This is a genomic window from Streptomyces sp. NPDC051173 (genome assembly GCF_040689515.1).
Lineage (GTDB): Bacteria > Actinomycetota > Actinomycetes > Streptomycetales > Streptomycetaceae > Streptomyces.
In genome coordinates, this window is record NZ_JBFBBD010000026.1 from 19881 (window position 1) to 44822 (window position 24942).

21 protein-coding genes are annotated in these 24942 nt (G+C 72.8%); 10 read left to right on the forward strand and 11 right to left on the reverse strand.

The window, feature by feature from the left end:
• Window positions 1–30: 30 nt before the first annotated feature.
• Window positions 31–1677 carry a FadD3 family acyl-CoA ligase gene (locus AB0435_RS16370; protein WP_366427276.1) on the reverse strand — a complete coding sequence of 549 codons (1647 nt, stop codon included), beginning with the start codon at window positions 1675–1677 and terminating at the stop codon, window positions 31–33.
• A 252-nt stretch (window positions 1678–1929) separates the two neighbouring features.
• On the opposite strand from AB0435_RS16370, the gene AB0435_RS16375 reads away from it, so the two are divergent.
• The 3 genes from AB0435_RS16375 to AB0435_RS16385 are packed head-to-tail and all read left to right on the forward strand — an operon-like array spanning window position 1930 to window position 4331.
• Window positions 1930–3081 (forward strand): lipid-transfer protein, encoded by a 1152-nt coding sequence (locus AB0435_RS16375; RefSeq protein WP_366003917.1) that lies wholly within the window; start codon window positions 1930–1932, stop codon window positions 3079–3081.
• Between the two features lie 6 nt (window positions 3082–3087).
• On the forward strand, window positions 3088–3552 hold the full coding sequence (locus AB0435_RS16380) for an OB-fold domain-containing protein (RefSeq protein ID WP_366003916.1): 465 nt from the start codon (window positions 3088–3090) through the stop codon (window positions 3550–3552).
• Complete coding sequence (locus AB0435_RS16385; RefSeq protein ID WP_366427277.1) at window positions 3549–4331, forward strand: enoyl-CoA hydratase/isomerase family protein; 783 nt, start codon at window positions 3549–3551, stop codon at window positions 4329–4331. The genes AB0435_RS16380 and AB0435_RS16385 overlap by 4 nt, the downstream gene beginning before the upstream one ends.
• A 153-nt stretch (window positions 4332–4484) precedes the next feature.
• On the opposite strand, the gene AB0435_RS16390 is transcribed toward AB0435_RS16385, so the two are convergent.
• Window positions 4485–7013: a serine/threonine-protein kinase gene (locus AB0435_RS16390; protein ID WP_366003912.1), complete on the reverse strand. Its 2529-nt coding sequence runs from the start codon at window positions 7011–7013 to the stop codon at window positions 4485–4487.
• Window positions 7014–7503: 490 nt separating this feature from the next.
• Here AB0435_RS16390 and AB0435_RS16395 point away from each other — a divergent pair, with 490 nt between their 5' ends.
• Window positions 7504–8151: a TetR family transcriptional regulator gene (locus tag AB0435_RS16395; RefSeq protein ID WP_366003910.1), complete on the forward strand. Its 648-nt coding sequence runs from the start codon at window positions 7504–7506 to the stop codon at window positions 8149–8151.
• A 126-nt stretch (window positions 8152–8277) separates the two neighbouring features.
• Here AB0435_RS16395 and AB0435_RS16400 read toward each other — a convergent pair whose 3' ends face one another.
• Window positions 8278–8757, reverse strand: a complete 480-nt coding sequence (locus tag AB0435_RS16400; RefSeq protein WP_366003909.1) for a nitroreductase family deazaflavin-dependent oxidoreductase — start codon at window positions 8755–8757, stop codon at window positions 8278–8280.
• Complete coding sequence (locus tag AB0435_RS16405) at window positions 8754–9971, reverse strand: acyl-CoA dehydrogenase family protein (protein WP_366003908.1); 1218 nt, start codon at window positions 9969–9971, stop codon at window positions 8754–8756. The genes AB0435_RS16400 and AB0435_RS16405 overlap by 4 nt, the downstream gene beginning before the upstream one ends.
• A gap of 87 nt (window positions 9972–10058) precedes the next feature.
• Between AB0435_RS16405 and AB0435_RS16410 the strand changes: the two genes are divergently transcribed.
• Window positions 10059–11234, forward strand: a complete 1176-nt coding sequence (locus AB0435_RS16410) for an acetyl-CoA acetyltransferase (protein WP_366427278.1) — start codon at window positions 10059–10061, stop codon at window positions 11232–11234.
• 76 nt (window positions 11235–11310) lie between these two features.
• Entirely contained in the window at window positions 11311–11994 is a 684-nt protein-coding gene (locus AB0435_RS16415) for a pyridoxal 5'-phosphate synthase (RefSeq protein ID WP_366003906.1), read from the forward strand.
• On the opposite strand, the gene AB0435_RS16420 is transcribed toward AB0435_RS16415, so the two are convergent.
• Both AB0435_RS16420 and AB0435_RS16425 read right to left on the reverse strand, forming a co-directional pair.
• Entirely contained in the window at window positions 11972–12571 is a 600-nt protein-coding gene (locus tag AB0435_RS16420) for a GNAT family N-acetyltransferase (protein WP_366427279.1), read from the reverse strand. The two genes, AB0435_RS16415 and AB0435_RS16420, sit on opposite strands and share 23 nt — an antisense overlap.
• A 9-nt stretch (window positions 12572–12580) precedes the next feature.
• Window positions 12581–13000: a Zn-ribbon domain-containing OB-fold protein gene (locus tag AB0435_RS16425; RefSeq protein WP_366427280.1), complete on the reverse strand. Its 420-nt coding sequence runs from the start codon at window positions 12998–13000 to the stop codon at window positions 12581–12583.
• Between the two features lie 146 nt (window positions 13001–13146).
• Between AB0435_RS16425 and AB0435_RS16430 the strand changes: the two genes are divergently transcribed.
• The 3 genes from AB0435_RS16430 to AB0435_RS16440 all read left to right on the forward strand — a co-directional run bounded on the left by AB0435_RS16430 (window position 13147) and on the right by AB0435_RS16440 (window position 17187).
• A complete protein-coding gene (locus tag AB0435_RS16430) occupies window positions 13147–15393 on the forward strand; it encodes an acetate--CoA ligase family protein (protein WP_366003903.1) in 2247 nt (748 codons plus the stop codon).
• A 37-nt stretch (window positions 15394–15430) separates the two neighbouring features.
• Window positions 15431–16306, forward strand: coding sequence for an enoyl-CoA hydratase-related protein (locus AB0435_RS16435; RefSeq protein ID WP_366427281.1), 876 nt, complete (start codon window positions 15431–15433; stop codon window positions 16304–16306).
• A gap of 212 nt (window positions 16307–16518) precedes the next feature.
• The gene (locus tag AB0435_RS16440; RefSeq protein ID WP_366003901.1) at window positions 16519–17187 is read left to right on the forward strand and encodes a flavin reductase family protein; all 669 of its coding nucleotides are present in this window, start codon (window positions 16519–16521) and stop codon (window positions 17185–17187) included.
• 15 nt (window positions 17188–17202) lie between these two features.
• On the opposite strand, the gene AB0435_RS16445 is transcribed toward AB0435_RS16440, so the two are convergent.
• Together AB0435_RS16445 and AB0435_RS16450 are read right to left on the reverse strand one after the other, a co-directional pair.
• Window positions 17203–18210 carry a hypothetical protein gene (locus tag AB0435_RS16445; RefSeq protein ID WP_366003900.1) on the reverse strand — a complete coding sequence of 336 codons (1008 nt, stop codon included), beginning with the start codon at window positions 18208–18210 and terminating at the stop codon, window positions 17203–17205.
• A 295-nt stretch (window positions 18211–18505) separates the two neighbouring features.
• Window positions 18506–19825 (reverse strand): MFS transporter, encoded by a 1320-nt coding sequence (locus AB0435_RS16450; RefSeq protein WP_366003899.1) that lies wholly within the window; start codon window positions 19823–19825, stop codon window positions 18506–18508.
• Between the two features lie 202 nt (window positions 19826–20027).
• On the opposite strand from AB0435_RS16450, the gene AB0435_RS16455 reads away from it, so the two are divergent.
• A complete protein-coding gene (locus tag AB0435_RS16455; protein WP_366003898.1) occupies window positions 20028–21056 on the forward strand; it encodes a helix-turn-helix domain-containing protein in 1029 nt (342 codons plus the stop codon).
• Between the two features lie 56 nt (window positions 21057–21112).
• On the opposite strand, the gene AB0435_RS16460 is transcribed toward AB0435_RS16455, so the two are convergent.
• Genes AB0435_RS16460 through AB0435_RS16470 form a run of 3 tightly spaced genes read right to left on the reverse strand, consistent with a single transcriptional unit; the run spans window position 21113 to window position 24853 of the window.
• Window positions 21113–22183, reverse strand: coding sequence for an alcohol dehydrogenase catalytic domain-containing protein (locus tag AB0435_RS16460; protein ID WP_366427282.1), 1071 nt, complete (start codon window positions 22181–22183; stop codon window positions 21113–21115).
• Window positions 22184–22232: 49 nt separating this feature from the next.
• Window positions 22233–23696, reverse strand: coding sequence for an aldehyde dehydrogenase family protein (locus AB0435_RS16465; protein ID WP_366427283.1), 1464 nt, complete (start codon window positions 23694–23696; stop codon window positions 22233–22235).
• Window positions 23693–24853: an acyl-CoA dehydrogenase family protein gene (locus AB0435_RS16470; protein ID WP_366427284.1), complete on the reverse strand. Its 1161-nt coding sequence runs from the start codon at window positions 24851–24853 to the stop codon at window positions 23693–23695. Before AB0435_RS16470 ends, AB0435_RS16465 begins: the two co-directional genes overlap by 4 nt.
• Window positions 24854–24942: the final 89 nt, after the last annotated feature.

Here is a 24942-nt window from a genome sequence, read left to right on the forward strand (position 1 = left end):
AGGCCGGGGCCACTGGTGAGGGCCGGCTCCTCACGCTCCGCGCCCCGTCTCCTCCGCTGCCTTCGACTTCAGCGCCTGCTTGCGCACCTTCCCCATCGCGTTGCGCGGCAGCGCCCTCAGGAACGCCACTCCCCTCGGCACCTTGTAGTTCGCCAACTCCCCTCGCACCCAGCGGATCAGCTCCTGCTCCGTCGGTGAATCGGCCGCGGCCCGCCGGACGACGAACGCCTTGCCCACCTCGCCCAGCCGCCCCTCCGGATCCGGCATCCCGACGACCGCCGCCTCGGCCACACCGGGGTGCCGCGTGAGCACGCGCTCCACCTCGGCCGGATAGACGTTGAAGCCGCCGACCACGTACATGTCCTTGAGCCGGTCCGTGATGCGGAGATTGCCCTCGCCGTCCAGCACGCCGACGTCCCCGGTGTGCAGCCAGCCCTCCGCGTCGACCACCCGCTCCGTCGCCCCGGGATCCTCGAAGTAGCCCGGCATCACCTGATAGCCCCGCACCAGGATCTCCCCGCGCTCACCGTCCGGCAGCGTCCCGCCGTCCGCTCCGACCACCTTGACCTCGGTGTCCGGGACGGCGCGGCCCGACGTACGGCCCACCACCTCGTCCGGGTCGCCGCGCCGGCACATCGTGACCAGCCCGGTCGCCTCGCTGAGCCCGTAGGCGGTCAGCACCGTCACCCGCCCCAGCTCCTCCCGCAGCCGGACGACCAGCTTCCGGTCCACCGTCGCCGCGCCCGTCACCACGACCCGCAGCGACGAGAAGTCGTACAGCTCCCGGGCCGGGTGGTCGAGCAGCGACCGGAAGAGCGTGGGCGGGCCCGGCAGCACCGATATGCGTTCGGTGGCGATACGCGCCGCCACCTCGTCCGCGGCGAAGACCGGCTGCGGCAGCATCGTCGCGCCCCGCATCAGGCAGGCGAGCACCCCCGCCTTGTAGCCGAAGGTGTGCGAGAAGGGGTTGACGATCAGGCAGCGGTCCCCCGCCCTGAGCCCGGCCAGGTCCGCCCAGGCGCCGAAGGCGCGCAGGCTCTGGGCCTGGGTGGCGACGACCCCCTTCGGCTCGCCCGTGGTGCCGGAGGTGAAGACGATGTCGGAAGGGGCGTCCGGGGCCACGGCGTTGGCCCGTGCCCGCACGGCCCAGGCCGGCACCTCGTCCCCCGCGGCGAGGAACTCCTGCCACGTACGGAACTCCGCGGGCGCCTCCCCGCCCAGGACCACGACCTGCCGCAGACAGGGCAGCTCCGCCAGCGGCGGCCCGTCGCCCCGCTTCCGCCCCCCGGCGCCCGCCGCACGGCGCAGTGCCGCGACGTAGGACGTACCGAGGAAGGTGCCGGTCACGAAGAGCAGCTCGGCCCGTGTGCGCTTCAGCACCTGGACCGCTTCGGCGCCCTTCAGCCGGGTGTTGAGGGGCACGAGGACCGCGCCCGCCGAGACGGCGCCCAGGGCCGCGACGATCCATTCGAGGGTATTCGGGGCCCAGACGGCCACCCGGTCGCCGGCCTCGACCCCCGCGGCGAGGCAGCCGGCGGCGGCGCGCTCGACGCGGGCGCCGAGCCGGCCGTAGCTGATCCGGGTCCGGCCGCAGACCACTGCCTCACGGCCGGCGTGCCGTGCGGCGGCCGTGCGGACCAGCCGGGGTACGGACATGAATTCCAGGTCCCCGCGCATCGCGCCTCCTCGCCTGCCAGGCCGTGTCCGGGGGTGCCCCCAAGGCGCCTCCACGGACTGAATCGCGCACCCACATCAGTCGAATCCAGCCCGTCCGGCAGTTGAGGACACCGCCGCGCGGCGGTGGTGCGGACCACACCACCCGCGCCCGACCACAAGGACCGTCGGGACGACCATGGCTGACTAAACGTCAGATTAGCGATAGCCTTCCGCGCTGTCAGCAGCGAAAGCACCCACAGCGTGGAGGTGACGATGGCGGCGACACTCAAGGACTCCACGGCGATCGTCGGCATAGGGCAGACTCCTTTCGCACGTCAACTCCCGTCATCCGAGAAACACTTGGCCTGCCAGGCGATCCTGGCCGCGCTCGCCGACGCGGGCATCCCTCCCTCCCAGGTCGACGCCTTCGCCTCCTACACCATGGAGGAGACCGACGAGGTCGAGGTCGCCAAGGCCATCGGCGCGGGCGACGTGACCTTCTTCTCCAAGGTCGGCTACGGCGGTGGCGGCTCCTGTGCGACCGTCGCCCACCTGGCCGCCGCGATCGCCACCGGCCAGGCGACCGTCGGTGTGGCCTGGCGCTCCCGCAAGCGCGGCTCCGGCCCGCGCCCCTGGCGGAACACCGCCGTCCAGCTGCCCACGCCCGCGCAGTGGACCCGGCCGTACGGCCTGCTGCGCCCCGTCGACGAGATCGCCGTGCTCGCCCGCCGCTATATGCACGAATACGGCGCGACGCGCGATCACTTCTTCAACGTCGCGCTCGCGTGCCGCAACCGCGCCAACCAGAACCCCGCCGCGATCATGCACGACCGCCCGCTGACCCGTGAGGCGTACATGACCTCGCGCTGGATCAGCGAGCCGCTCTGCCTCTTCGACAACTGCCTGGAGACCGACGGCGCCCTCGCTTGCGTGGTCACCTCCGCCGAGCGGGCCCGCGACTGCCGCGAGCGCCCCGCGCTCATCCACTCCGTCGCACAGGGCCTCCCCGCCCAGCACCACGGCATGGTCAACTACTGGAACGCCGATCCGCTGTCGGGCCCCGCCTGGACCGCCGCCCGGCACCTCTGGAAGACAGCCGACTTCGGCCCCGATGACGTCGAAGTCGCGCAGATCTACGACGCGTTCACCCCGCTCGTCCTGCTCTCCCTCGAAGGCTACGGCTTCTGCGGGCGCGGTGAAGGAGCGGCCTTCACCGAGGGCGGCGCCCTGGAGAGCGGCGGGCGCCTCCCGCTCAACACGGCGGGCGGCGGGCTCAGCGAGGCCTACGTCCATGGCTTCAACCTCATCAACGAAGGAGTCCGGCAACTCCGCGGCAACTCCACCGCGCAGGTGCCCGGAGCCTCGACCTGCCTGGTCACGGCGGGCGAGGGAGTCCCCACTTCGGCACTGCTGCTGAGGAGTTGAGTCTTCATGTCCTCCATCATGAAGGGCACCACTGACAACGGGCTCCTCGTGCCCGCGCCGGACGAGGACGGCGCCCCCTTCTGGGAGTTCGCCACCCGCGGTGAGCTGCGGATACAGGCGTGCGCCGACTGCGGGCGGCTGCGGTTCCCGCCACGGCCCTGCTGCCCGCGCTGCCAGTCCTTCGCCGTCGTGTGGCGCAGGATGAGCGGCCGCGGCCGCATCTGGTCGTACGTGCTGCCCCACCCACCCCTCCTGCCCGCCTACGCCGCGCGCGCCCCGTACAACGTCGTGGTCGTGGAACTCGCCGACGCCCCGCTCATCCGCCTCGTCGGCAATGTGGTCGCCGCCCCCGACGCACCGCCCGACTCCGTCGACCCGGCCCGGCTACGCATCGGCGCGCCCGTCCACGTCGTCTTCACCGAGCTCACCGCCGGTGTGACGGTGCCGTGTTGGCTGCTGGAGCGCCCATGACGGCCGACGGCGCACCGGTGCGTACGGAAGTGGCGGAGGACGGCGTCGCGCTCGTCACCCTCGACCGGCCCGCCCGGCACAACGCGATCGACCTGGTCACGGCCGCCGCCCTGGCCTCCGTGTGGCGCCGCTTCCGCCGCGACGACAACGTGCGGGCCGTCGTGCTCACCGGCGCCGGGGACCAGGCGTTCTGCTCCGGCATCGACCGGTCGGTGACCGTGGCCCAGCCCGGCTCGCCCTACTCCGTCGACGACCCGCTCCTCACCGTCGGCCCCAAGGCCGCCGACCTGTGGAAGCCGGTGATCGCCGCGGTCGGCGGGCTGGCCTGCGGCGGCGCCTTCTATCTGCTCGGCGAGGCGGAGTTCGTGGTCGCCGCAGAGAACGCGATGTTCTTCGACCCGCACACCACCTACGGCATGGTCAGCGCGTACGAATCGATCCACATGGCGCAGCGGATGCCGTTCGGCGAGGCCGCGCGCATGGCGCTGATGGGCACCGCCGAACGCCTCTCCGCGCGGCGCGCGTACGAGATCGGCCTCGTCTCCGAGCTGACCGCTCCCGGCGAGGCCGTGCCCGCGGCCCTGCGCGCCGCCCGCGTCATCGCCTCCTGCCCCACCGAGGCGGTCCAGGGGACCGTACGGGCCCTGTGGGCGGCCAGGGAAGCGGCCCGCGACCGCGCCCTCGCCCTGGCCCCCCACCTGATCTCCCTCGGCAACCTGCCCCCGGACGGCCAGGACCGGCTCTTCACCGGCCGCGACCGGACGTACCGCCTGCGCTGAACCGCGGGCGGAGGGCGGCGGGAGGCAGGCGGCGGGCGGCGGGCGGCGGGCGGCGGGCGGCGGGCGGCGGGAGCCTCACTTCGCGCCCGCCGCCAGGCGGGCTCGGGTGGGAGCACCCGGCAACCGGCCGGAGCCGACCGCGCGACGGTCACCTCAACGCCGCGACAGCCCGGTCCCCTTGGCCGCGTCCAGCGCGTACACGCAGCGGTCCTTGCTACAGGCGTAGACCACACCGCCCATGGCCACCGGGGACCCGGTGATCTCGCCGCCGGTGGCCAGCTTCCAGCGGAGCTGACCGCCCGCAGCGTCCACGGTGTACAGACAGTGGTCCGCGGAGCCGAAGTGGACCCGGCCCTCGGCGACGACGGGCGCGCCCACCACGTCACCGCCGGCGGCGAAGCGCCACCTGGGCGTGCCCGTCACGGCGTCCAGCGTGTACAGCGCGCCGCCGCTGCCCAGGTGCACGGCCCCGGACGCCACGAGCACCGGCTCCGTGGACTGCCGGGGCTCCGTGGCGATGCGCCAGCGGTCACGGCCGGTCGCCGCGTCGAGGGCGTAGACCGTGCCCAGATAGTCCGCGATGTAGACACCGCCGCCCGTGACCGCCGGGCCGGGCGCGAACGCGGGCGGGCTCAGGAAGACCGCCGGCGCCTCGAACCGCCAGCGCACGTCCCCGCGCGCCACGTCGATCGCGAGGACGCGCGTACCGGCCGCGACGTACACCACGCCGTCCGGCGCGGCCAGCAGCCGTACGGGCACACCACCGCAGGAGGCGGTGTCGCCCACGGGATACGACCAGCGCTCCGCGCCCGTACGCGCCTCCAGGGCGCGCAGCCGCCCGTCGGCCCACACGTACACCGTGCCGTCCTGCGCGAACGGGCCGCAGTCCGGGGTCTCGAAGTCGGTCTGGAGACCGCTCATCTCCCACAGCAGCTCGCCGTTGGCCGCCTCCCACGCCTGGACACCGCCGCCGCGCGTGCCGGTGACGATCGTGCCCCGGTCGGCCCGGAGCGAATACACCCAGCCGTCGGTGGCCAGCCGCCAGCGCTCGGCGCCGTCGGCCGCGTCGAGCGCGTAGAGCGTGGGGCCGTCGGAGGCGTGGATGCGGCCGTCCGCGACGGCCATGGCCCAGGCCACGTCCCGCGTCTTGAACTGCCGCCGCCCGCTGGCCACATCGAGCGCGTGGACCTCGAACGACGTCACGTAGAGAAGGTCTCCGGCGACGGTCGGCGTGCCCCACACGTCATTGGACATACGGAACCGCCAGGGCCGCCAACGCCCCTGGTCCGTCTGCGCGTTGCCGCTGTCCACCACGGGGGCGGCGGACTGCGGGGGCACGGACGCGGGCGCCGCGCCCGTCATCCCTGCGGGCGGGCGCACCCAGCCGGTCGTGGGGCCCGCGCCGGGGTGGGCCTGCGGCTCGCGCACGTCGGCGACGCGCGGGCCGGGCCCGATGGGGACCTGGGATCCGGCCAGCCTCACGGAGCCGTCGTGCGCGGGGGCGGCGGGCGCACCCGCGTGCCGGCCGTGCGCGGCGGCCACGACGGGAGCCTCGGCGGGCCCGCCCGGTCCGCCGCGCGGATCGGGGGTACCGGCCATGCCGGAACGGCCGGTGTCCGCGCCGCCCAGGTGCCCGTCGCCCCAGGCCGGCCCGCTGCGCGCGCCCGGCGGCGCGTAGGAGGCGGCGGGCGCGCGGGACGGCGTCGGGGGCTGCGTGGGTCGGGGCGGCACCCCGGAGCGGTTGCGGCCGCTCCGCGCGGCCGCGGCGGCGGGCGCGGGGCGGTTCCCGGCCCGGCGCTGCTCGATGAGGGTGACGGCGTTGTCCGGCAGCCAGGCCGAGGCCGTGCCGCTGTCGTCGTCCCCGCCGGAGGCGAAGAGGTGCGGGGCGAGCTCGGCCTGGAGGTCGGCCGGGGTGGGGCGGTGCTCCGCGGCCATCTGCATGCAGGAGTCGATGAGCGGGCGGAGCTCGTCGGGCAGCCCGGTCAGGTCCGGGCCCTCGCGCAGCAGCATGAAGACGGTCTCGACCGGGTTCGCGCCGTGGAAGGGCGCGTGTCCGGTCGCGGCGAAGACGAGCGTCGAGCCGAGCGAGAAGATGTCGCTGGCCCCCGTCACGCTGCGGGAGTCCCGTGCCTGCTCGGGAGACATGTAGGCGGGCGTGCCGACGGCGACGTTGGTCATCGTCAGCCGGGTGTTGGAGACGCCGGAGGCGATGCCGAAGTCGATGACCCTGGGGCCGTCCTCCACCACCAGGACGTTAGACGGCTTGAGGTCGCGGTGCACGAGGCCCGCGCCGTGGATGGACTGCAGCGCCTCCGCGACACCGGCGGCCAGCCACCGGACGGCCTGGGCCGGGAGCGGACCGCACTCGTTGATGATCTCCTCGAGCGAGGGCGCGGGCACATAGGCGGTGGCCAGCCAGGGCACGGCGGCGCGCGGGTCGGCGTCGACGACGGCGGCGGTGTAGAAGCCGCTGACCGCGCGGGCCGCCTCCACCTCACGGGTGAAGCGGACCCGGAAGAGCTGGTCCTCGGCGAGCTCCGTGCGCACCGTCTTGATCGCGACCCGTCGGCCGGACGCCGAGCGGGCGAGATAGACCAGCCCCATGCCGCCGGCGCCGAGTCGGCCGAGCACCTCGAACGGGCCGATCCGTCTCGGGTCGTGCTGCGTAAGCTGCTCCACCACTGGCCTGCCACCTCCCCGTGGGGGCTTGAAGGGTTTCAGCCCCGTGCAGCGTCTCACCGCGAATTATCTCCGGGGTACGCATACTGATTCTTCCTGGCGACGGGCGCGGTTGCGAACCCGGGTCGCGCTTCGCCGTGTCTCCACCACATGCGGAACGCCCGGCCCCGCACGTCGCACCCCCTACTTCCGTCCCGTCACTCCGCGTAGCCGTCGCAAGGCCCGTCAACCGCTCCGCGAGGTGTTCCGACCGCAACGTTATCGGGGTATCGCGGTTTCCACGCGGCCTGTGGATAACTGCGCGAAGAGCCTCCCGACCGGCCTCGTCCACAGCCTGTCGATAGGACGATTCACCGGTACGGGCCAATCCGCTCCGCCGCTCGCGGCGACCTTCGCATACCGCCTGAGCTGGCCTTACGTACCACCTCGCACCCCTCCCCCCATTTGCATGCGGCCGGATCGCGCTCCGATCACCCCTCGGTAAGCTGACGGCATGACAGGACAAGTACGCACCGTCGACGGCCGCGTGGCCGGACGACGCGGACAGGCGACGCGGCAGAAGCTGCTCGACTGCCTCAGTGAAATGCTCAGCTCCTCGCCGTACCGCGACGTGAAGGTGATCGACGTCGCGCGCAAGGCCGGCACCTCGCCCGCCACCTTCTACCAGTATTTCCCGGACGTCGAAGGCGCCGTCCTGGAGATCGCGGAGGAGATGGCCAAGGAGGGCGCGAGCCTGACCGACCTCGTCGCCGGACGCTCCTGGGTCGGCAAGTCCGGCTGGCAGGCCGCCGAGGAACTGGTCGACGGCTTCCTCGGCTTCTGGCGCAAGCACGACGCCATCCTGCGCGTCGTCGATCTCGGGGCGGCCGAGGGCGACAAGCGGTTCTACAAGATCCGCATGAAGATCCTCAACGCCGTCACCAACTCCCTGACGGACTCCGTCAAGGAGCTCCAGTCCAAGGGCAAGGTGGACAAGGACGTCAGCCCGGCCGCCGTCGCCGGCTCGCTCGTCGCGATGCTCGCCGCCGTGGCCTCGCATCAGAAGGGCTTCCAGAGCTGGGGCGTGAAGCAGGCCGAGCTCAAGCCGAACCTCGCGCTGCTCGTACACCTGGGCATCACCGGCAAGAAGCCGACCAAGTAGCGCGTCCGCGCCTCGCACGTCCTGTCATCGCAGCGGCGGGCCACTCCCGGCTCGGGCCGGAGCGGCCCGCCGCAGTGACATCCCCCACCTCTTCTCCGCCTCCGCCGGGGACGGCGGCGGCACGGCCTAGCGCCGCTCCAGCCGGAACAGCCGGATCTCCCGCTCCACGCGTGCCTGGTAGCGCGCGTACGGAGGCCAGAACCTCACCACCGCCGCCCACGCGGCCGCCCGCTCCGTACCGCTCAGCAGCCGCGCCCGCACCGGGATGTCCCGCCCCTTCCAGCTGATCTCCGCGTCGGGGTGCGCCAGCAGGTTCGCCGTCCAGGCGGGGTGACCGGGTCTGCCGAAGTTGCTGCCGATCAGCACCCAGGCGCTCGCCGGATCGCCTTCCCGCATGCAGGCGAGCGGAGTCTGCCGCCGCTGCCCCGTCCGCGCACCCGTCGACGTGAGGACGACGCTCGGCAACAGGCGCGCGCTGAGCATCGCCTTCCCGCCCGACAACCGGTGCACCGCGCGATCCAGCGCCGGCACGATGTGCGGCGCGATCCGCGCGAACGCACGGGTCGAGGAAACCCTTTGCACCACTCGCTCCACCGTGGCAGTCATGGCGCCACCGCTTCCCGCTCGGCCCGGGTGGCAAACAGCCCTGCGCGCTCCGCGGCGCGTTCCCGTAGCCGGTGCACGGGTCCGAACAACAACTCGTCCGAAGCGGCCCTCTTGAAATACAGCTGCACGTCGTGCTCCCACGTGACCCCGATGCCGCCGTGCAACTGGACGGCCGCCGCCGCGGTCATCCGCTGCGCCTCCAGCGCCTGGGCGAGCGCGAGCCCTCCGACGGCCGCCGACGGCTGCTCCACGACGGCCCAGGCCGCGTAGTACGCGGCCGAACGTGCTGTCTGCACCACCACGTGGATGTCGGCCAGCCGGTGCTTGACCGCCTGGAAGGATCCGATCGCCCTGCCGAACTGTTCGCGGGAACACACGTACTCGACCGTCCGCTCCAGCACCCGGTCCGCCGCCCCCACGGCTTCCGCCGCGACAGCCGCCGCCACACCGCCGCTCAGCCGGGCGAGCGCGCCCGGCACGTCGGCGTCGTCCCCGGCCGGACCCAGCAGTTCGGCCGCGGCATCGCGCAGTTCGACGCGGGCCTGCGACCGCGTCTCGTCCAAGGTGGTCAGCCGGGTACGGGTCACGCCGCGCGCTCCCTGCGACAGCAGGGCGAACAGGAGCGTCCTGCCGCGCGCGTATCCCCCCGCGTGGGCCGCGACGAGCAGCAGGCCCGCGCTGTGCCCGTCGAGCACCTGTGCCGCCTCGCCGTACAGCCGCCAGCCCTCGCCGTCGGCGGCCGGCCGCGCCTGGATGCCGCCCGCCCGGCCGCCTCCGGCCCAGTGCCCGTCATTCGCCCCGGTCAGCCCGAGCGCGGCCGCCAGGCGGCCGCCCGGCAGCACCAGCGCTCCCGTCAGCTCGCCGGTGGCCAGTGGCGGCAGCAGCTTCGCGCGCTGCGTCTCCGTGCCGAGTGCCGCGACGAGCGGTGCCACCAGACCGGCGGTGGCCAGCAGTGGGGACGGCAGCAGCACCCGGCCCGTCTCCTCGGCGGCCAGCGCCGCCTCCGTGGGCCCGCAGCCCGCTCCTCCGTAGCGCGTCTCCACCGCCAGGCCGGGCAGCCCCGGCCGCTCCGCGAGAAGCGCCCACAGGGCCTCGTCGTAACCGGTCGCCGTACGGACCGCCGCTCTGACCTCTTCCGGCCCGCAGCGTTTGAGTAGCAGCTCTCGCAGGGTGCGCCGGATCTCGTTCTGCTCGTCGCTCAACGCGGCATCCATGGCGGACTCCTCCCGAAGCCGAAGGGCCGTCATGGTAGGCAGCGCAACCACAGTTTCCCAGAGCTGATCTGATGTACCGTCAGATTCATGAGCCCGGACCGCCCGCGCAAGGTAGCCGTCGTCGGTGTCTCCCTCTCGGACTGCGGCCGTGTCGACCACGCCACCGCGTACGCCCTGCACGCCCAGGCCGCCCGCCGCGCCCTCGCCGACTCCGGCCTCGGCCGGGACGTCGTCGACGGACTTGCCTCCGCCGGTCTCGGCACGCTCGCCCCCACGGAGATCGCGGACTATCTGGGGCTGCGGCCCCTGTGGGCCGACTCGACCGGCGTCGGAGGCGCGACCTGGGAGGTCATGGCCGCGCACGCGGCCGACGCCATCGCCCTGGGCCACGCGAACGCGGTCCTGCTCGTCTACGGCTCCACCGCCCGCGCCGACCTCAAGGCGGGCCGCCGCACCGCGGCCCTCTCCTTCGGCAGCCGGGGACCCGCCCAGTTCGAAGCGCCGTACGGGCACACGCTCATCGCCAAGTACGCGATGGCCGCGCGTCGCCACATGCATCAGTACGGGACCACGCTTGAACAGTTTGCCGACGTCGCGGTTCAAACCCGCGCCAACGCGTTTTTCAACCCCCATGCCATGTACCGCGATCCGATCACGGTCGACGACGTGCTCGGCGGACCGGTGATCGCCGACCCCTTCACCAAACTCCAGTGCTGCATACGGTCCGACGGCGGCTGTGCCGTGCTCCTCGCGGCGGAGGAGTACGTGGCCGGTACGGCGAAGTCACCCGTGTGGGTGCTGGGAGCCGGAACCGCGCTCTCCCACTCCACGTTGTCGGAGTGGGACGACTTCACCGTGTCCCCGGCCGCGGCCTCCGGGCGGCTCGCCTTCCAGCGCGCGGGCGTCACCCCCCAGGAGGTGGATCTGGCCGAGCTGTACGACGCGTTCACCTACATGACACTGGTGACGCTGGAGGACCTGGGCTTCTGCGCGAAAGGCGAAGGCGGCGCGTTCGTGGCAGGGGGCCAGCTGACGACCGGCGGCGGGCTGCCGGTCAACACCGACGGCGGCGGGCTGTCCGCCTGCCACCCCGGCATGCGGGGCCTCTTCCTCCTCGTCGAGGCCGTACGCCAGCTCAGGGGTGAGGCCGAGGAGGGCCGCCAGGTGCGGCGACGCGACGGCACCCTGCCACGGCTGGCCGTCGTCTCGGGGACGGGCGGCTGGTTCTGCTCCTCGGGGACACTGATCCTGGGGCGCGACTGACCCGGATCCCCGCCCTCCGCTCCCCCGCCGCACAACGGAGTCGAACGGAACGCCCGCAGCGGGTTGGATGGACGCCATGAGCGACGAAACGGCCGACAGCCGCCAGGAGTCCTTCCGTGAACTGCTGCGCTCCCTGCGGGTGTGGGACACCGAGCTGCCGCGCTTCGACCCCGCCGACGCCCCCGCCGACCCTTTGCCCCTCTTCCAGCAGTGGCTGCGCGAGGCCGCCGAGGCCGGGACGCCCGAGCCGCACACGATGACCCTGGCGACCGCCGACGCGCACGGCACACCGTCCGTGCGGACCGTCATGCTCCACGACGCGGACGCGCACGGCTGGCACTTCGCCACCCACCGCACGAGCCGGAAGGGCCGGGAGCTGGCCGCCCGGCCCGAGGCGGCACTGGGCTTCTACTGGCCCGCGGCCGGCCGTCAAGTACGGGTGCTGGGCACCGTGACAGCCGCGAGCCCCCAGGAGAGCCGGGCCGACCTGGCCAAGCGCTCCCCCGGCGCCCTGGCGGCCGCTCTGGTGGGCAGGCAGAGCGAGCCGCTGTCCTCCCTCGCCGAGCTGGAACGCGCCTCGGACGCGGCCTGGGAACGGGCCCTGCGGGAGCCCGACGCCCCGGTGGACAGCTGGACGCTGTACGTCCTGGAGGCGGACGAGGTCGAGTTCTTCCAGGGCGACGCCCGCCGCCGCCACGTACGCCTCCGCTACCGCCGCGGCCGAGGAGGCCACTGGGTCACCGAGCTGCTCTGGCCATGAGGTCGGGCTCCGGGTCGGTGGCGAGCCGGGCGTGGAGATGGACGTCCCACATCCCACCGTCACTGCCCGGCAACGCGCCCCGCAGCGTGCCTTCGAGGCCGTACGCGCAGCGTTCGGCCACCCGGCACGAGGCGTCATGGCCGAGCGCGTGCCCCAGCTCCAGCCGGTGCAGCCGCAGCTCCTCGTGGAACGCCCACCGCGTCAGGGCCTCCAGGGCCCGGGAGGCATAGCCCCGGCCACGGAACTCGGGCAGGATCCAGTAACTGACCCGGGCGCTGCGGTGGATGTGGTCGATCATGGACAGGCCGACGCCGCCCACGACGGCATCCGGGCCCTCCGCCTGGGCGGTGACCGCGAACCCCACGGAGTCGCCCTGCTTCCACCCGTCCACACGGCGCCCCAGGAAGGCTCGCGCGCCCGCTTCGTCCGGCGGTGGCACGGTGATGGCGTTCCAGCGCCGGAACTCGGGGTCCGCTATGCCCCGCAGCACGGCATCGAGATCCCCGTCCTCCCACGGGCGCAGCAGGAGGTCGAACTCACCGATCCAGGCAGGGGCCAATGCCTTCGATTCCTTCATGTCCGGCATTCAACACGGGCGGAAGACCGGCAGCTTCAGCGGGGTTTCGGGCACCGCGCGGAACGTCGCCCGCAGGTCCATGCCGATCCGCAGCCGGTGTTCGGGGCAGTCGACGATCTCGGTCGTCATGCGCGGCCCTTCCGCGAGGTCCACGACGGCGGCCACGTACGGCAGCCGGCCGCTGAACGGCGGAAGGTCGTTCACGTGGACGACCGACCAGGTGTGGAGCGTGGCGCGGCCGGTCGCCTCCTCCCAGACGACGTCCTCGCTCCAGCAGCGCGGACAGATCTCCCGTGGGTGATGATGCGCTCTGCCGCACCCCGGAGCGCGGCAGCGGCGTATGAGCAGACGGCCCCGCGCGGCGGCCTCCCAGTAGGGCCTCGTGAACGCGTCCACCTCGGGCACATCGTGGCGCACCTCAGCGTCCAACCTCTCAACCTCCCGGCATTCACATGGCACTTGAGACCCATCGGGCCGCCTCGGAGCATCCCGCACATCTTTCCTGACGTGACGTCAGATCGGTAGCCTGAACTTACGTCAGTCCGTCGGCCCTTGAGCAGGAGTGGACGAGAACGATGCTTGGATCGACTCACGGCACCCTCACCACCACCTCCCGCCCGGCCCGCGTGGCGGCCTGCGGCGAACGACGCGGCCCCGCCGTCCACGGCCTGGCCGGCGGCGTGGAGGACCTCGATGTCAGCGGGCGCCCCCTGCGCTCGGACGTGCCCGACCTGGACCGCTTCTTCCGGCCCGAGACCGTCGCCGTCGTCGGTGCCTCGGATACGGAAGGCCGGCCCAACACCGGCATCACCCGGCAGCTCATCGCCTGGGCCGACCGGGTCGGAGCCCGCCTGCACCCCGTGCACCCGACCCGCGGGAGCGTCTTCGGCCGCCCCTGTCATCCGTCCGTCGCCGAACTGCCCGAGCGGATCGATCTCGCCGTCCTCCTCGTGGGCGACCCCCTTCCCGTCATCGATCAACTGGCCGCCTCCGGAGCCGACTCCACGGACGGCAAGGCGGCGTTCGCCGTCGCGTTCGCCTCCGGCTTCGCGGAGACCGGCCCGGAGGGCGCGGCCGCCCAGGCCCGGCTCGCGGCCGCGGCACGGCGGGCAGGGGTCCGGCTGCTCGGCCCGAACACCAACCTCAACGCCTTCGAGCACTTCCGCACCGACCTCGACGGCCCGGCGATCGCGCTGGTGACCCAGTCAGGCCACCAGGGCCGCCCCGTCTTCTCCCTCCAGGAGATCGGCGTCCGGCTCTCGCACTGGGCCCCGACCGGCAACGAGGCCGACCTGGAGTGCGCGGACTTCATCTCCTACTTCGCCACCCGGCCGGAGGTCGGGGCCATCGCCGCGTATGTGGAAGGGCTCAAGGACGGCCGCTCCTTCCTGCTGGCCGCCGACCGGGCGGCCCGGCACAAGGTGCCCGTCGTCACCGTCAAGGTCGGCCGCACCGAGACCGGCGCCCGCACGGCCGCCTCCCACACCGGCAAGCTGACCGGCGCCGACGACGTGGTGGACGCCGCCATGCGGCAGTTCGGCGTGATCCGCGTCAACGGCCTCGACGAGCTCCAGGACACCTCGGCCCTGCTCGCCCGCGCCCGCCCGCCACGGGCCGCCGGGGTCGCCGTCTATTCGATATCCGGCGGCACGGGTGCCCACTTCGCCGACCTGGCCACCGTCGCCGGTCTCGACCTCCCCACCCTCCCCGCCGCGAAGCAGCGCGAGCTCCACCAGTGGATCCCGGACTACCTCTCCGTCTCCAACCCCGTCGACAGCGGCGGCCACCCCGTCGGCGACTGGCGCGGCCGCAAGATCATCGATGCCGTCCTCGCCGACCCTTCCGTCGGCGTGCTCATCTGCCCGATCCCCGGCCCCTTCCCGCCCATGAGCGACACCCTCGTACGCGACCTGGTGGCGGCCGCGGAGGAGACCGACAAGCTCGTCTGCGTGGTCTGGGGCTCCCCGGTGGGCACCGAGGACGCCTACCGCGAAGCGCTTCTCGGCTCCTCCCGGGTTGCCACCTTCCGCACCTTCGCCAACTGCGTCACCGCCGTGCGCGCCTATCTCGACCACCACCGCTTCGTCGCCCACTACCGCTCCCCGTTCGAGGACGCCCCCCGCGCCCTCTCCCCTTCCGCCCGCAAGGCACAGGCCCTCATGCGGCCGGGCGAGCAGCTCAGCGAACACGCGGGGAAGCAACTCCTGCGCGCGTACGGCATCCGCGTGCCCCGTGAACAGCTGGTGACCAGCGCCGCCGCTGCCGTCCGGGCCGCCGGGCTGGTGGGCTACCCCGTGGTGATGAAGGCGTCGGGACCGCAGCTCGCCCACAAGACGGAGCTCGGCCTGGTGAAGATCGGCCTGACCTCGGCGAGCCAGGTCCGCGACGCGTACCGCGAGCTCACCGACATCGCCCGCTACGAGGGGCTGCCCCTGGACGGCGTCCTCGTCTGCCAACTCGTCGGGCACGGCGTGGAGATGGCGGTCGGGATCTCGCCGGACCCGCTCTTCGGCCCCACCGTGACGGTGGGACTGGGCGGGGTACTGGTCGAGGTGATGCGCGACACCGCCGTGGGCGTACCGCCGTTCGGCGAGGACCGGGCCCGCGCGATGCTCGGTGAACTGCGTGGCAGCGCCTTGCTGGACGGGGTCCGGGGAGCGCCCCCGGCCGACGTGGACGCGCTCGTGGAGACCGTCCTGCGCGTGCAGCGCATGGCCCTGGAGCTGGACGGCGAGCTCGCCGAGCTCGACATCAACCCCCTTGTGGTGCTGGACCGCGGCCAGGGCGCCGTGGCCCTGGACGCGCTGGCCTTCTGCCGCTGAGCCCCTCGCGGCGACCCCGATAACCAGGAGCTTCCCCATGCCCGTCTCCCCCCGTGAAACGTCCGACGGCATCACCGGAGCGGACGGGCCCACCGAGCCCCCCGGGCCCGTCCGCTCCGATGCCTCAGTGATACTCGACGCCACTGACAACGGGGTTCTGCGGATCACGCTCAATCGCCCTGAAGCTCTCCACGCCATCACCGCTGACCTGCGAGAACAATTAATTTCAAGATTTTTTGACGCTTCCGCCGACCCAGCCGTGCGGGCCGTTGTCGTCACCGCGACCGGCAGGGCCTTCTGCGCCGGCGCCGATCTTCGCTCGGCTTCCCCGCCCCGGCCCGGCGGGCCCGTACCGGGCGATGTCGCCCGCGTGATCCAACGTGGCGCGCAGCGGCTGATCGGCGCGGTCCTGGACTGCGAGAAGCCCGTGATCGCCGCCGTGAACGGCATCGCCGCCGGGCTCGGCGCGCACCTCGCGCTGGCCTGTGATCTTGTACTGGCGGGCGAATCGGCGCAGTTCACCGAGGTGTTCGTGCGCCGCGGCCTGGTCCCCGACGGGGGCGGTGCCTATCTCCTCCCGCGCCTCGTGGGCCCGCGGCGCGCGAAGGAGCTGATGTTCTTCGGCGATACCGTCTCCGCCGAAGAGGCGGAACGGCTGGGGCTGGTGAACCGGGTGGTGCCCGATGGCGAGCTGGCCGGGACGGCCCGCGCCTGGGCGGAGCGGCTGGCCGCCGGACCGACGCGCACCCTCGCCCTGACCAAGCAGCTGGTCAACGCCTCCCTCGACGCCGACCGGGCGGCGGCCTTCGCCGCGGAGGCCGCCGCGCAGGAGATCAACATGACGACAGCGGACGCCCGGGAGGGCTTGGCGAGTTTCACGGAACGCCGCGCTCCGCGCTTCCGGGGCCGTTAAGGGGTGTCTGATGGATCTCCGCGGCGTCGCGACGCCCGGCACGCACTCTCGCCGCACCGGCCGAAAACCCGAGTACGCCCAGTACGAGGACTTCCGTCCGGCACGCCGAGAGCACGCACCGGACGCCGCTCCTTCCCCACGGAGATCCATCAGACACCCCTTAGCGGCGCCCGACCCTTCCAAGCTGACCCGCCGTCAGTTTCAATGGAGCCATGATGGGACACGCGGGCATGGCCGCAGCCGCCGTGCGGTACCTGCGGTCGACCGGAGCGCCGACCTCCGCGCCACCGGGGCCTGTCGGCCCGCCCCGCCCGGAACCGCCGCCTGTCGACCCCCTGCCACGGCCGGAGCTGCGGGCCGTACGGGCGGACGAGCGGGTTCCGCCGGCGCCGGACAAGTTCCGGCGCGTGCTCGGCCACTTCGCCAGCGGCATCACCGTCGTCACCGCGCCGGGCCAGGACGGCGAGCCGCCCGCGGGCTTCTCCTGCCAGTCCTTCGCCTCCCTCTCCCTCGACCCGCCGCTGGTCGTCTTCATGGTGGCCCGTACGTCCTCCACCTGGCCGCGCATCGCCCGCGCCGGTGTCTTCTGCGTCAACATCCTCGGCGCGGAACAGGAAGAGCTCTGCCGGGCCTTCGCGGTCAGCGGTGCGCGGACGGCCGACAAGTTCGCGGGCGTACGGCACGAGCCGTCCCCTGTGACCGGTTCCCCCCGCCTCGCGGACGTCCCGGCATGGGTCGACTGCACGGTCCACGCCGTGCACACCGGCGGGGACCACCTGATCGTCGTCGGGAGCGTCGAGGCACTCGGGGCGGACGAGGCCGCGGCCGGAGCGCGGCCGCTGCTCTTCCACAGGGGCACGCTCGGGACGTTCGCCCCCTGAAGGCGTCCCGCCGGGCTACTTCTTGTGCCCGACCACCTTCGTCAGCACATAGCGCTTGCCGGAGCCCGGCTTGCCGATCTCGTGGTAGATCCGCGGCTTCTTCTGCGTACCGCCGAGACTCCAGTCGCGGCTGAGCTCACAGGACTTGATGCGCAGGGCCACGCTTTCGATCTTGCCGTTCTCCCGGAGGGCCTTCCAGTTGCCGGAGCCGTCGCAGTCCTTCGGCCGGTCCTTGCCCGTCTCGTCCCAGACGTAGTTGTCGAGCCCCTGAGCGACGGCGCCGCCGTCCGAGTCGAGCTTGACCGTGCCTCCGTGGCCGTCGGTCCAGGTGCCGGCCAGGTCCGACTTGTGCAGCTGCGGCGGCTCGTACACCTTCACCAGGCCGGTGCCGTAGACGCCCGCGCCCACCACGGCGACCGCCAGCCACGCGAGTGCCCCGTCGCGCGCGATCCTGCGGACCAGACCCTTGGGGCGGCCCTTGCGGACGCGCCGGCCGGCGACAGCCGCGACGAAGGTGACGGGCAGCAGTCCGGCGGTGAGACCGGCCCACCACAGCACGTAGGACAGCGCGGGGGCGAACGCGAGGCTGCCGAGCGCCGCCACACCCCCGAACGCGATCACCAGCAGGGCCGCGACCACCGGCACCGCGGCGAGATCCAGGCGCAGGCGCTCGGCCCTCCCCGTGCGCCGTGCCACGCGCCGTGCGAGCCCCAGTGCGGGCATCACCGCGATGCCCGTGACGAAGCCGCTGACGAGGACGGCGAAGAACGCGATGCCGAGGATCGCCGCGATGATCACGGCCACGTTGTGCGGCAGCCCGTCGTGCTCGCGCGCGAGCATCACCAGGACCGCGATCGTCCCGCCGATCACCGCCTCCGCGCACAGCCCGGCCATCGACGCGCAGAACGCCGCGCCGAATCCGTCCGCGTGCATCGCACGCTTCGGCGCCCGAGCGGACTGCTCGGGTTCCGCTGCCGCCTCCGCCTCGACCGGCTTGGCGTCCGGCTCGGCCTGCTGTGTCATAACCGCCCCTCTCCCCAAGAAAGATTCCCCCAGAGGCCGGGAGGTTGCTTCCGCGCACAGACCGTGACCAGTGCCGCCCTCCGGACTGCCGGCTCGCACCGGTGAGGAGATCCGCACACGCACCGCACCGGCGCGGTCGCGGCGGACCATTCTTACCGATTGCCCGCCTTGACCGGAATGAGGTCCGATGCGGCCGCCCACTTCCGGAGGGTCGGAAAGACTCCGACAGACACGAGCCAACAACACCTCGCGGCCGTGACCGGCGCAAGACCGCAGGCGCGGATCGCAAGAGGGATCACACAACGGGGGCGGCCGCCGGGACCCGGGACGGCCTCCTCCGGATGACCAGAGCCATCAGCGCGGCCACCGCGCACAGCGCTCCGGAGGCGTACCAGACGAGGTCGTACGAGCCGAGGGCGTCGCGGGCCGCACCGCCCAGGAACGCGACCAGGGCGGCGCCCACCTGGTGGGAGGCGAGCACCCAGCCGAAGACGATCGCGCTGTCGTCCCCGTAGTGCTCGCGGCACAGGGCGATGGTCGGCGGCACGGTGGCCACCCAGTCGAGCCCGTAGAAGACGATGAAGAAGACCATCGGGAGGTGCACCGCCGGGGCCATCAGCATCGGCAGGAACATCAGCGAGACACCCCGCAGCCCGTAGTAGACGGCGAGCAGCCTGCGTGCCTCGAACCGGTCGGTGAACCAGCCGGAGGCGATCGTCCCGACGACGTCGAAGACACCGACCACCGCGAGCAGTCCGGCGGCCGCCGTGACCGGCATCCCGTGATCGTGGGCGGCGGGCACGAAGTGCGTCTTGACCAGTCCGTTCGTGGACGCGCCGCAGATCGCGAAGGTGCCCGCGAGCAGCCAGAAGGGACCGGTGCGGGCCGCCTTCACCAGAGCTCGCACCGCGCGCCGGGCCGCACCGGAGACGGGCGCGGGTTTCGGTGTGTACTCCGGCGCCCCGTACGCGGAGAGGCCGACGTCCGCCGGGTGGTCGCGCAGCAGCAGCCAGACGAAGGGGACGACGGCGAGCGCGGCGGCGGCCACGATCAGCGCCGCGGGCCGCCAGTCGTGGTGTTCGACGATCCAGGAGAGCAGCGGGAGGAAGATCAGCTGTCCGGAGGCGCCCGCGGCGGTGAGGATGCCGGTGACCAGTCCGCGCCGGGCGACGAACCACCGGTTCGTGACGGTCGCCGCGAAAGCGAGAGCCATCGAGCCGCTGCCGAGACCGACCAGCACACCCCAGCACAGGACGAGCTGCCAGCTCTCCGTCATGAAGACGGTCAGCCCCGCGCCCGCCGCGATCACCGTCAGGGCGCAGGCGACGACCCTGCGGATGCCGAAGCGGTCCATGAGGGCCGCGGCGAAGGGCGCGGTGAGCCCGTAGAGGGCGAGGTTGACGGAGGCGGCGAAGCCGACGGTGCCGCGTGACCAGCCGAACTCCGCGTGCAGCGGTTCGATCAGCAGGCCGGGCAGGGAGGCGAACCCGGCGGCTCCGATGATGGTCACGAAGGTGACGAGAGCGACGAACCAGGCACGGTGGATCCGGGTCCGGCGCTCGCCGCGCGGTGTGCGCTCCGCAAGGCGGGCGGGACGAGGAGTTGTCTGGGGCACGTCATCAGGATCGGGAGCACACTGGATACGAACGAGTGGCCGGAAGGACAGCATTCGCAAGGATCGGGCCATGATGGTCCGGAAGGCCATGGGTCTGCGGCAGCCTTGTCGGCACGGGCCGGGGATTGTCAGTGCCTGGCCGCAGACTGGTCGGAGAAGGGCGGGGGACCGCCCGGGAAGGACGTGGGGGGACGCTATGGACATGCCGCAGAACACCGAGGCCGGGCGTGCGGACCGCCGCCCGGACGGACGGCCGCACCGCATCGCGGTCCTCGCCCTGACGGGCGTCATCCCCTTCGAGCTCTCCATCCCGTACCGCATCTTCGGCAAGGCGAGGACACCGTCCGACGAGCCGCTGTACGAGGTGGTGACGTGCGCGCTCGCGCCGGGCCCCGTGCGGACCGACGCCGACTTCTCCATCACCGTCGAGCGCGGCCCGGAGGCTCTCGCGGAGGCCGACACCGTCGTCGTCCCCGCGTCGTACGACCTCGGCCTCCCCTACACCGAGGGCAAGCTCGAAGAGGCCCAGGCCGCCGCCCTCGCGCACATACGCCCCGGCACGCGCCTGGTCTCCATCTGCACCGGGTCGTTCATCCTGGCGGCCGCCGGGCTCCTCAACGGACGTCCGGCCACCACCCACTGGAGCAGCACCGATCACTTCCAGCGGCTGTTCCCGTCGGTCCGGGTGGACGCCGACGTGCTGTTCGTCGACGACGGCGATCTGCTGACCTCCGCGGGGGTGGCCTCCGGTATCGATCTGTGCCTGCACATCGTGCGGCGCGACCACGGTTCCGCCGTGGCCAACGAGGTGGCCCGGCGCAGTGTGGTGCCTCCGCACCGCGACGGCGGCCAGGCCCAGTACGTCCACCGCCCCGTGCCGGAGCCGCAGTTCGCGACGACGACCGCGGCGCGCGCGTGGGCGCTGGGGCGGCTGCACGAGCCCATCCAGCTGCGGGACATGGCCGAGCAGGAGGCAATGAGCGTACGGACCTTCACCCGCCGCTTCCGGGAGGAGGTCGGGATCAGCCCCGGGCAGTGGCTGACCCAGCAGCGGGTGGAGCGGGCGCGGCACCTGCTGGAGGACAGCGACCTCTCCGTGGACCAGGTGGCGCGGGACGCGGGATTCGGCACGGCGGCGTCCATGCGGCAGCACCTCCAGGCCGCGCTGGGCGTGTCGCCGACGGCGTACCGGCGTACGTTCCGGACGGCACCGACGGCCGCCCAGCCCTGATCCACCGCCGGTCCCGACGCCGGCCCGACGGTGGCCCGCCGCCGGCCCGACAGCGGTCAGGTGAAGGTCAGTACGGCGCGTGCCACTTGTCCGCCCAGGGTGTCGTCGACGGCCTTCGCGAAGTCCTCGACCGGGTAGGCCGCGGTGACCAGTTCGTCCAGCAGGAGACGGCCTTCTGCGTACATCCGGGCGTAGAGGGCGATGTCGTGCTGCGGGCGGGACGAGCCGTAACGGCAGCCCAGTATCGACTTGTCCAGATAGAGGGACGAGACGGGGAAGGACGCCTCGGCGGTGGCGGGCGGCACGCCGAGCAGCACCGCCTGCCCGTGCCGGTCGAGGAGGCCGACCGCCTCCCGCACGAGACCCGCGTCCCCGACGCATTCGAAGGCGTGGTCGGCTCCGCTGGGCAGGATCGCGCGCACGGCCGCCCGGATGCCGTCCGGGCCGGAGGCGTCGACGAAGTGCGTCGCCCCGAACTGCCGGGCCGCGCGCTCCTTCCCGGGGTTCGCGTCGACAGCGATGACGACCGAGGCGCCCGCGACGCGCGCGCCCTGGAGGACGTTCAGCCCGACGCCGCCCGCTCCGATGACGACGACGGAGTCACCCTGGCGGACCCTGGCCCGGTTGAGGACCGCGCCCACACCGGTCACGACGGCGCACCCGATGACGGCCGCCGAGGCCGGTGGCACGTCGGCGGGGATCCTGACCGCCTGGACCGCCTCGACGACCGTCCGCTCGGCGAAGGCGGAGCTGGACGCGAACTGGTAGAGCTTGCCCCCGCGCCGGGCGAAGGGCCTGCCGGGCATGCCGATCGACCTGCGGCACATGGTCGGCCGGCCGCGGTCGCACTCGGCGCACGCGCCACAGTTGGCGAGTGTGGAGAGTGCGACGTGATCGCCGCGCGCCACGTGGGTGACGCCGGAACCGACCTCTTCCACCACTCCCGCCCCTTCGTGCCCGAGCACCGCCGGGACGGGGTAGGGGATGGTGCCGTCGATGACGGACAGATCGCTGTGGCAGAGACCGGCGGCGGACACGGCGACGAGCACCTCGCCGGGTCCCGGCGCGCGGACGACGAGGTCGTCGACGACCTGGGCACGCTCGCCGTCGAAGATGACACCTCTCATGGCTGGTCCGTCCTCTCGGCGGCTGGTGTACGGGGCGGACTGGGGCGGTTCAGGCGGGCCAGACGACGGACTGGAGTTCGCTGTACGCGTCCAGCCCGAAGGAGCCGCCGTCCCGGCCGACGCCGCTCTCCTTGAATCCGCCGAACGGTGTCTCGGGGTGCCGTTGCAGCGTGTTGATCCCGACGTTGCCGCAGCGCAGGCGGGCGGCGAGGGCCCAGGCCCGGCCGGCGTCGGCGCTGAAGACGTAGTCGTAGAGGCCGTACGAGGTGCTGTTGGCGATGTGGACGGCCTCGTCCTCGTCCTCGAAGGGAAGGGCCACGACGACGGGCCCGAACACCTCCTCGCGGGCGACGGTCATGTCCGGGGTGGCGTCCGTGATCAAGGTGGGCGCGACGTAGAAGCCGCGGTCGAGGCCGGGGCGGGTGCCGCCCACGGCGACGCGGGCACCTTCCGCGCGGGCTCCGGCGATGTACGCCTCGACGCGGTCGCGCTGCGCGGCGGAGATCAACGGGCCCACGATCGTGGAGTTATCCACAGGGCTCCCGATCGTCAGCGTCCGCGCGTAGTGTGAGAGACCGGTGACGACCTTCTCGTACGACGACCGGTGGACGAGCACCCGGGTCGGCGCCGTGCAGATCTGCCCGCTGTGGAACGACCAGACCGAACCGACCGCCCCGATCGCCGACTTGAGCACTTCGTCGTCGGCATCCTCCAGGACGATGGCCGCGCCCTTGCCGCCCAGCTCCATCAGGGTGCGCTTCATCGACCTCCCCCCGGCTTCGGCGATCTTCTTCCCGACAGTGGTGGACCCGGTGAAGCTCACCATGTCGACACCGGGGTGGGACACGAGTGCCTCACCCGTGGCGGGGTGCGAGCCGGTGACGACGTTGAATACGCCGTCCGGAAGGCCCGCCTCCTTGAGGAGCGGTCCCAGCGCGAGACAGCAGAGCGGGTCCTGCGGCGCCGGCTTGGCGACGACCGCGTTCCCCATGGCCAGGGCGGGTGCGACCTTGCCCGCGAGATTGACGAGCGGGAAGTTGTAGGAGGTGATGCAGCAGACGACGCCCACGGGGCGCCGGACCGCGGCGGCGCCCAGCAGGCCGCCGGGCGCCAGCGGGGTCCTCTTCACGGGGCAGGGCCCGAGCGGGACGACATCCGGCTCGAGCGCTCCCCGCGCGTATCGGCGGAACCGGTCGACCGCCGGGGGCAGTTGCAAAGCCGTCGCGACGCGGACCGTCGCGCCCGTCTCCGCCTGGAGGAGAGGAGTCAGTTCCTTCGCACGTTCATCGAGCAGTTCCGCTGTCCGGTCCAGAACGGCCGCGCGCTCGCGCGGATCCGTACGGGACCAGCCGTCCTGAGCGGCCCGCGCGGCGGTCACGGCATCGGCGACTTCGGCGGGAGTCGCCTCCGGGGCCTCCCCGACGACCTCTTCGGTCGCCGGATTGACAACTGCATAGTGCCCTTTTTCCGGTGAGCGCCATGAGCCGTCGATCCACAGTCCGTACGCCGTCATGGACGCGGCTCCTTCGGCAGGCCGAGCACGCGCTCGGCGATGACGGTGCGCTGGATCTCGTCCGACCCGCCGTAGATGGTGTCGGCACGCGAGAAGAGGAACAGGCATTGCAGAGCGTCGAGTTCATAGGGACGATCGGCATCCCAGGCGCCCGGGCCGAGGGTGGCGGCCGGGCCACGGATCTCCATCGCCAGTTCGCCGAGCTCCTGGTGCCAGCGGCCCCACAGGAGCTTCGCGACGCAGGGGGCCCCAGGACCGTCGGGCGATCCCAGGGTGCGCAGGGCGTTCCAGCGCATGGCCTGCAGCTGGGCCCAGTGCCGTACGATCCGGTCGCGGGTGACCGGTTCCGCTGCGACCCCCGTCTCCAGGGCGAGGCGGATGAGCCCCTCCAACTCGGTGGCGAAGCCGATCTGCTGGGCGAGTGTGGACAGCCCGCGCTCCCGCCCGAGGAGGTCCATGGCGACCCGCCAGCCGTTGCCCTCCCCGCCGACGAGGTCTTCGGCGCGGGCCTCGGCGCCGTCGAAGAACACCTCGTTGAAATCGGCGGCCCCCGACATGTCGCGGATCGGGCGGAACTCGATCCGGCCGGGCTGGTCCATCGGCACGAGCAGAAGGGAGAGTCCGTGGTGCCGCCGCGCCCCTTCGGTGGTGCGGGCCAGCAGGAAGCACCAGTCCGCTTCATGGGCGTGGGAGGTCCAGGTCTTCTGTCCGGTGATGCGGTAGGTCCCGCCCGTGCCGGTGAGGACGGCGGAGGTACGGAGGGCGGCGAGGTCCGAGCCGGCATCGGGCTCGCTGTAGCCCTGGCACCAGATGGCCTCGCCCCGGGCGATGGCTGGCAGGAACCGGCCGCGCTGGGCGGGGGTGCCATGGGCGAGGAGCGTGGGGGCGAGGAGGTTCTCGCCCATGTGGCCGAGGCGGGCGGGTGCCCCTGCCCGCGCGTACTCCTCGGCCCAGACGACCTGTCCGGTCAGGCCGGTGGTGCGGTTGCCATAGGTGCCGTGAGTGGTGTCCCAGGCGAGGCCGATCCAGCCACCGGTGCCGAGTTCACGCTCCCAGGCACGAGGTGTGGGGGCCGGGTCGGAAGCGAGGTGTCCGGCGAGCCAGCCGCGCGCCTCTTCCCGGAAGGCTTGGTCCTCCGGCCCGAATGCGTAGTCCACGCTCTGTCCTCTCCCTGCGGCGCCCTTCCACGCTCACTCGGCGCGGGGACGATGGGTGATCGCGGCCCGTGGCGCCCTGAGGAGGCCGT

Excerpts from the sequence above, each read along its gene's own strand:
- AB0435_RS16370 (WP_366427276.1), bottom strand. The coding sequence starts at position 1,677 with ATGCGCGGGGACCTGGAATTCATGTCCGTACCCCGGCTGGTCCGCACG.
- AB0435_RS16375 (WP_366003917.1), top strand. The coding sequence starts at position 1,930 with ATGGCGGCGACACTCAAGGACTCCACGGCGATCGTCGGCATAGGGCAG.
- AB0435_RS16380 (WP_366003916.1), top strand. The coding sequence starts at position 3,088 with ATGTCCTCCATCATGAAGGGCACCACTGACAACGGGCTCCTCGTGCCC.
- AB0435_RS16385 (WP_366427277.1), top strand. The coding sequence starts at position 3,549 with ATGACGGCCGACGGCGCACCGGTGCGTACGGAAGTGGCGGAGGACGGC.
- AB0435_RS16395 (WP_366003910.1), top strand. The coding sequence starts at position 7,504 with ATGACAGGACAAGTACGCACCGTCGACGGCCGCGTGGCCGGACGACGC.
- AB0435_RS16400 (WP_366003909.1), bottom strand. The coding sequence starts at position 8,757 with ATGACTGCCACGGTGGAGCGAGTGGTGCAAAGGGTTTCCTCGACCCGT.
- AB0435_RS16405 (WP_366003908.1), bottom strand. The coding sequence starts at position 9,971 with ATGGATGCCGCGTTGAGCGACGAGCAGAACGAGATCCGGCGCACCCTG.
- AB0435_RS16410 (WP_366427278.1), top strand. The coding sequence starts at position 10,059 with ATGAGCCCGGACCGCCCGCGCAAGGTAGCCGTCGTCGGTGTCTCCCTC.
- AB0435_RS16415 (WP_366003906.1), top strand. The coding sequence starts at position 11,311 with ATGAGCGACGAAACGGCCGACAGCCGCCAGGAGTCCTTCCGTGAACTG.
- AB0435_RS16420 (WP_366427279.1), bottom strand. The coding sequence starts at position 12,571 with ATGAAGGAATCGAAGGCATTGGCCCCTGCCTGGATCGGTGAGTTCGAC.
- AB0435_RS16430 (WP_366003903.1), top strand. The coding sequence starts at position 13,147 with ATGCTTGGATCGACTCACGGCACCCTCACCACCACCTCCCGCCCGGCC.
- AB0435_RS16435 (WP_366427281.1), top strand. The coding sequence starts at position 15,431 with ATGCCCGTCTCCCCCCGTGAAACGTCCGACGGCATCACCGGAGCGGAC.
- AB0435_RS16440 (WP_366003901.1), top strand. The coding sequence starts at position 16,519 with ATGATGGGACACGCGGGCATGGCCGCAGCCGCCGTGCGGTACCTGCGG.
- AB0435_RS16445 (WP_366003900.1), bottom strand. The coding sequence starts at position 18,210 with ATGACACAGCAGGCCGAGCCGGACGCCAAGCCGGTCGAGGCGGAGGCG.
- AB0435_RS16455 (WP_366003898.1), top strand. The coding sequence starts at position 20,028 with ATGCCGCAGAACACCGAGGCCGGGCGTGCGGACCGCCGCCCGGACGGA.
- AB0435_RS16460 (WP_366427282.1), bottom strand. The coding sequence starts at position 22,183 with ATGAGAGGTGTCATCTTCGACGGCGAGCGTGCCCAGGTCGTCGACGAC.
- AB0435_RS16465 (WP_366427283.1), bottom strand. The coding sequence starts at position 23,696 with ATGACGGCGTACGGACTGTGGATCGACGGCTCATGGCGCTCACCGGAA.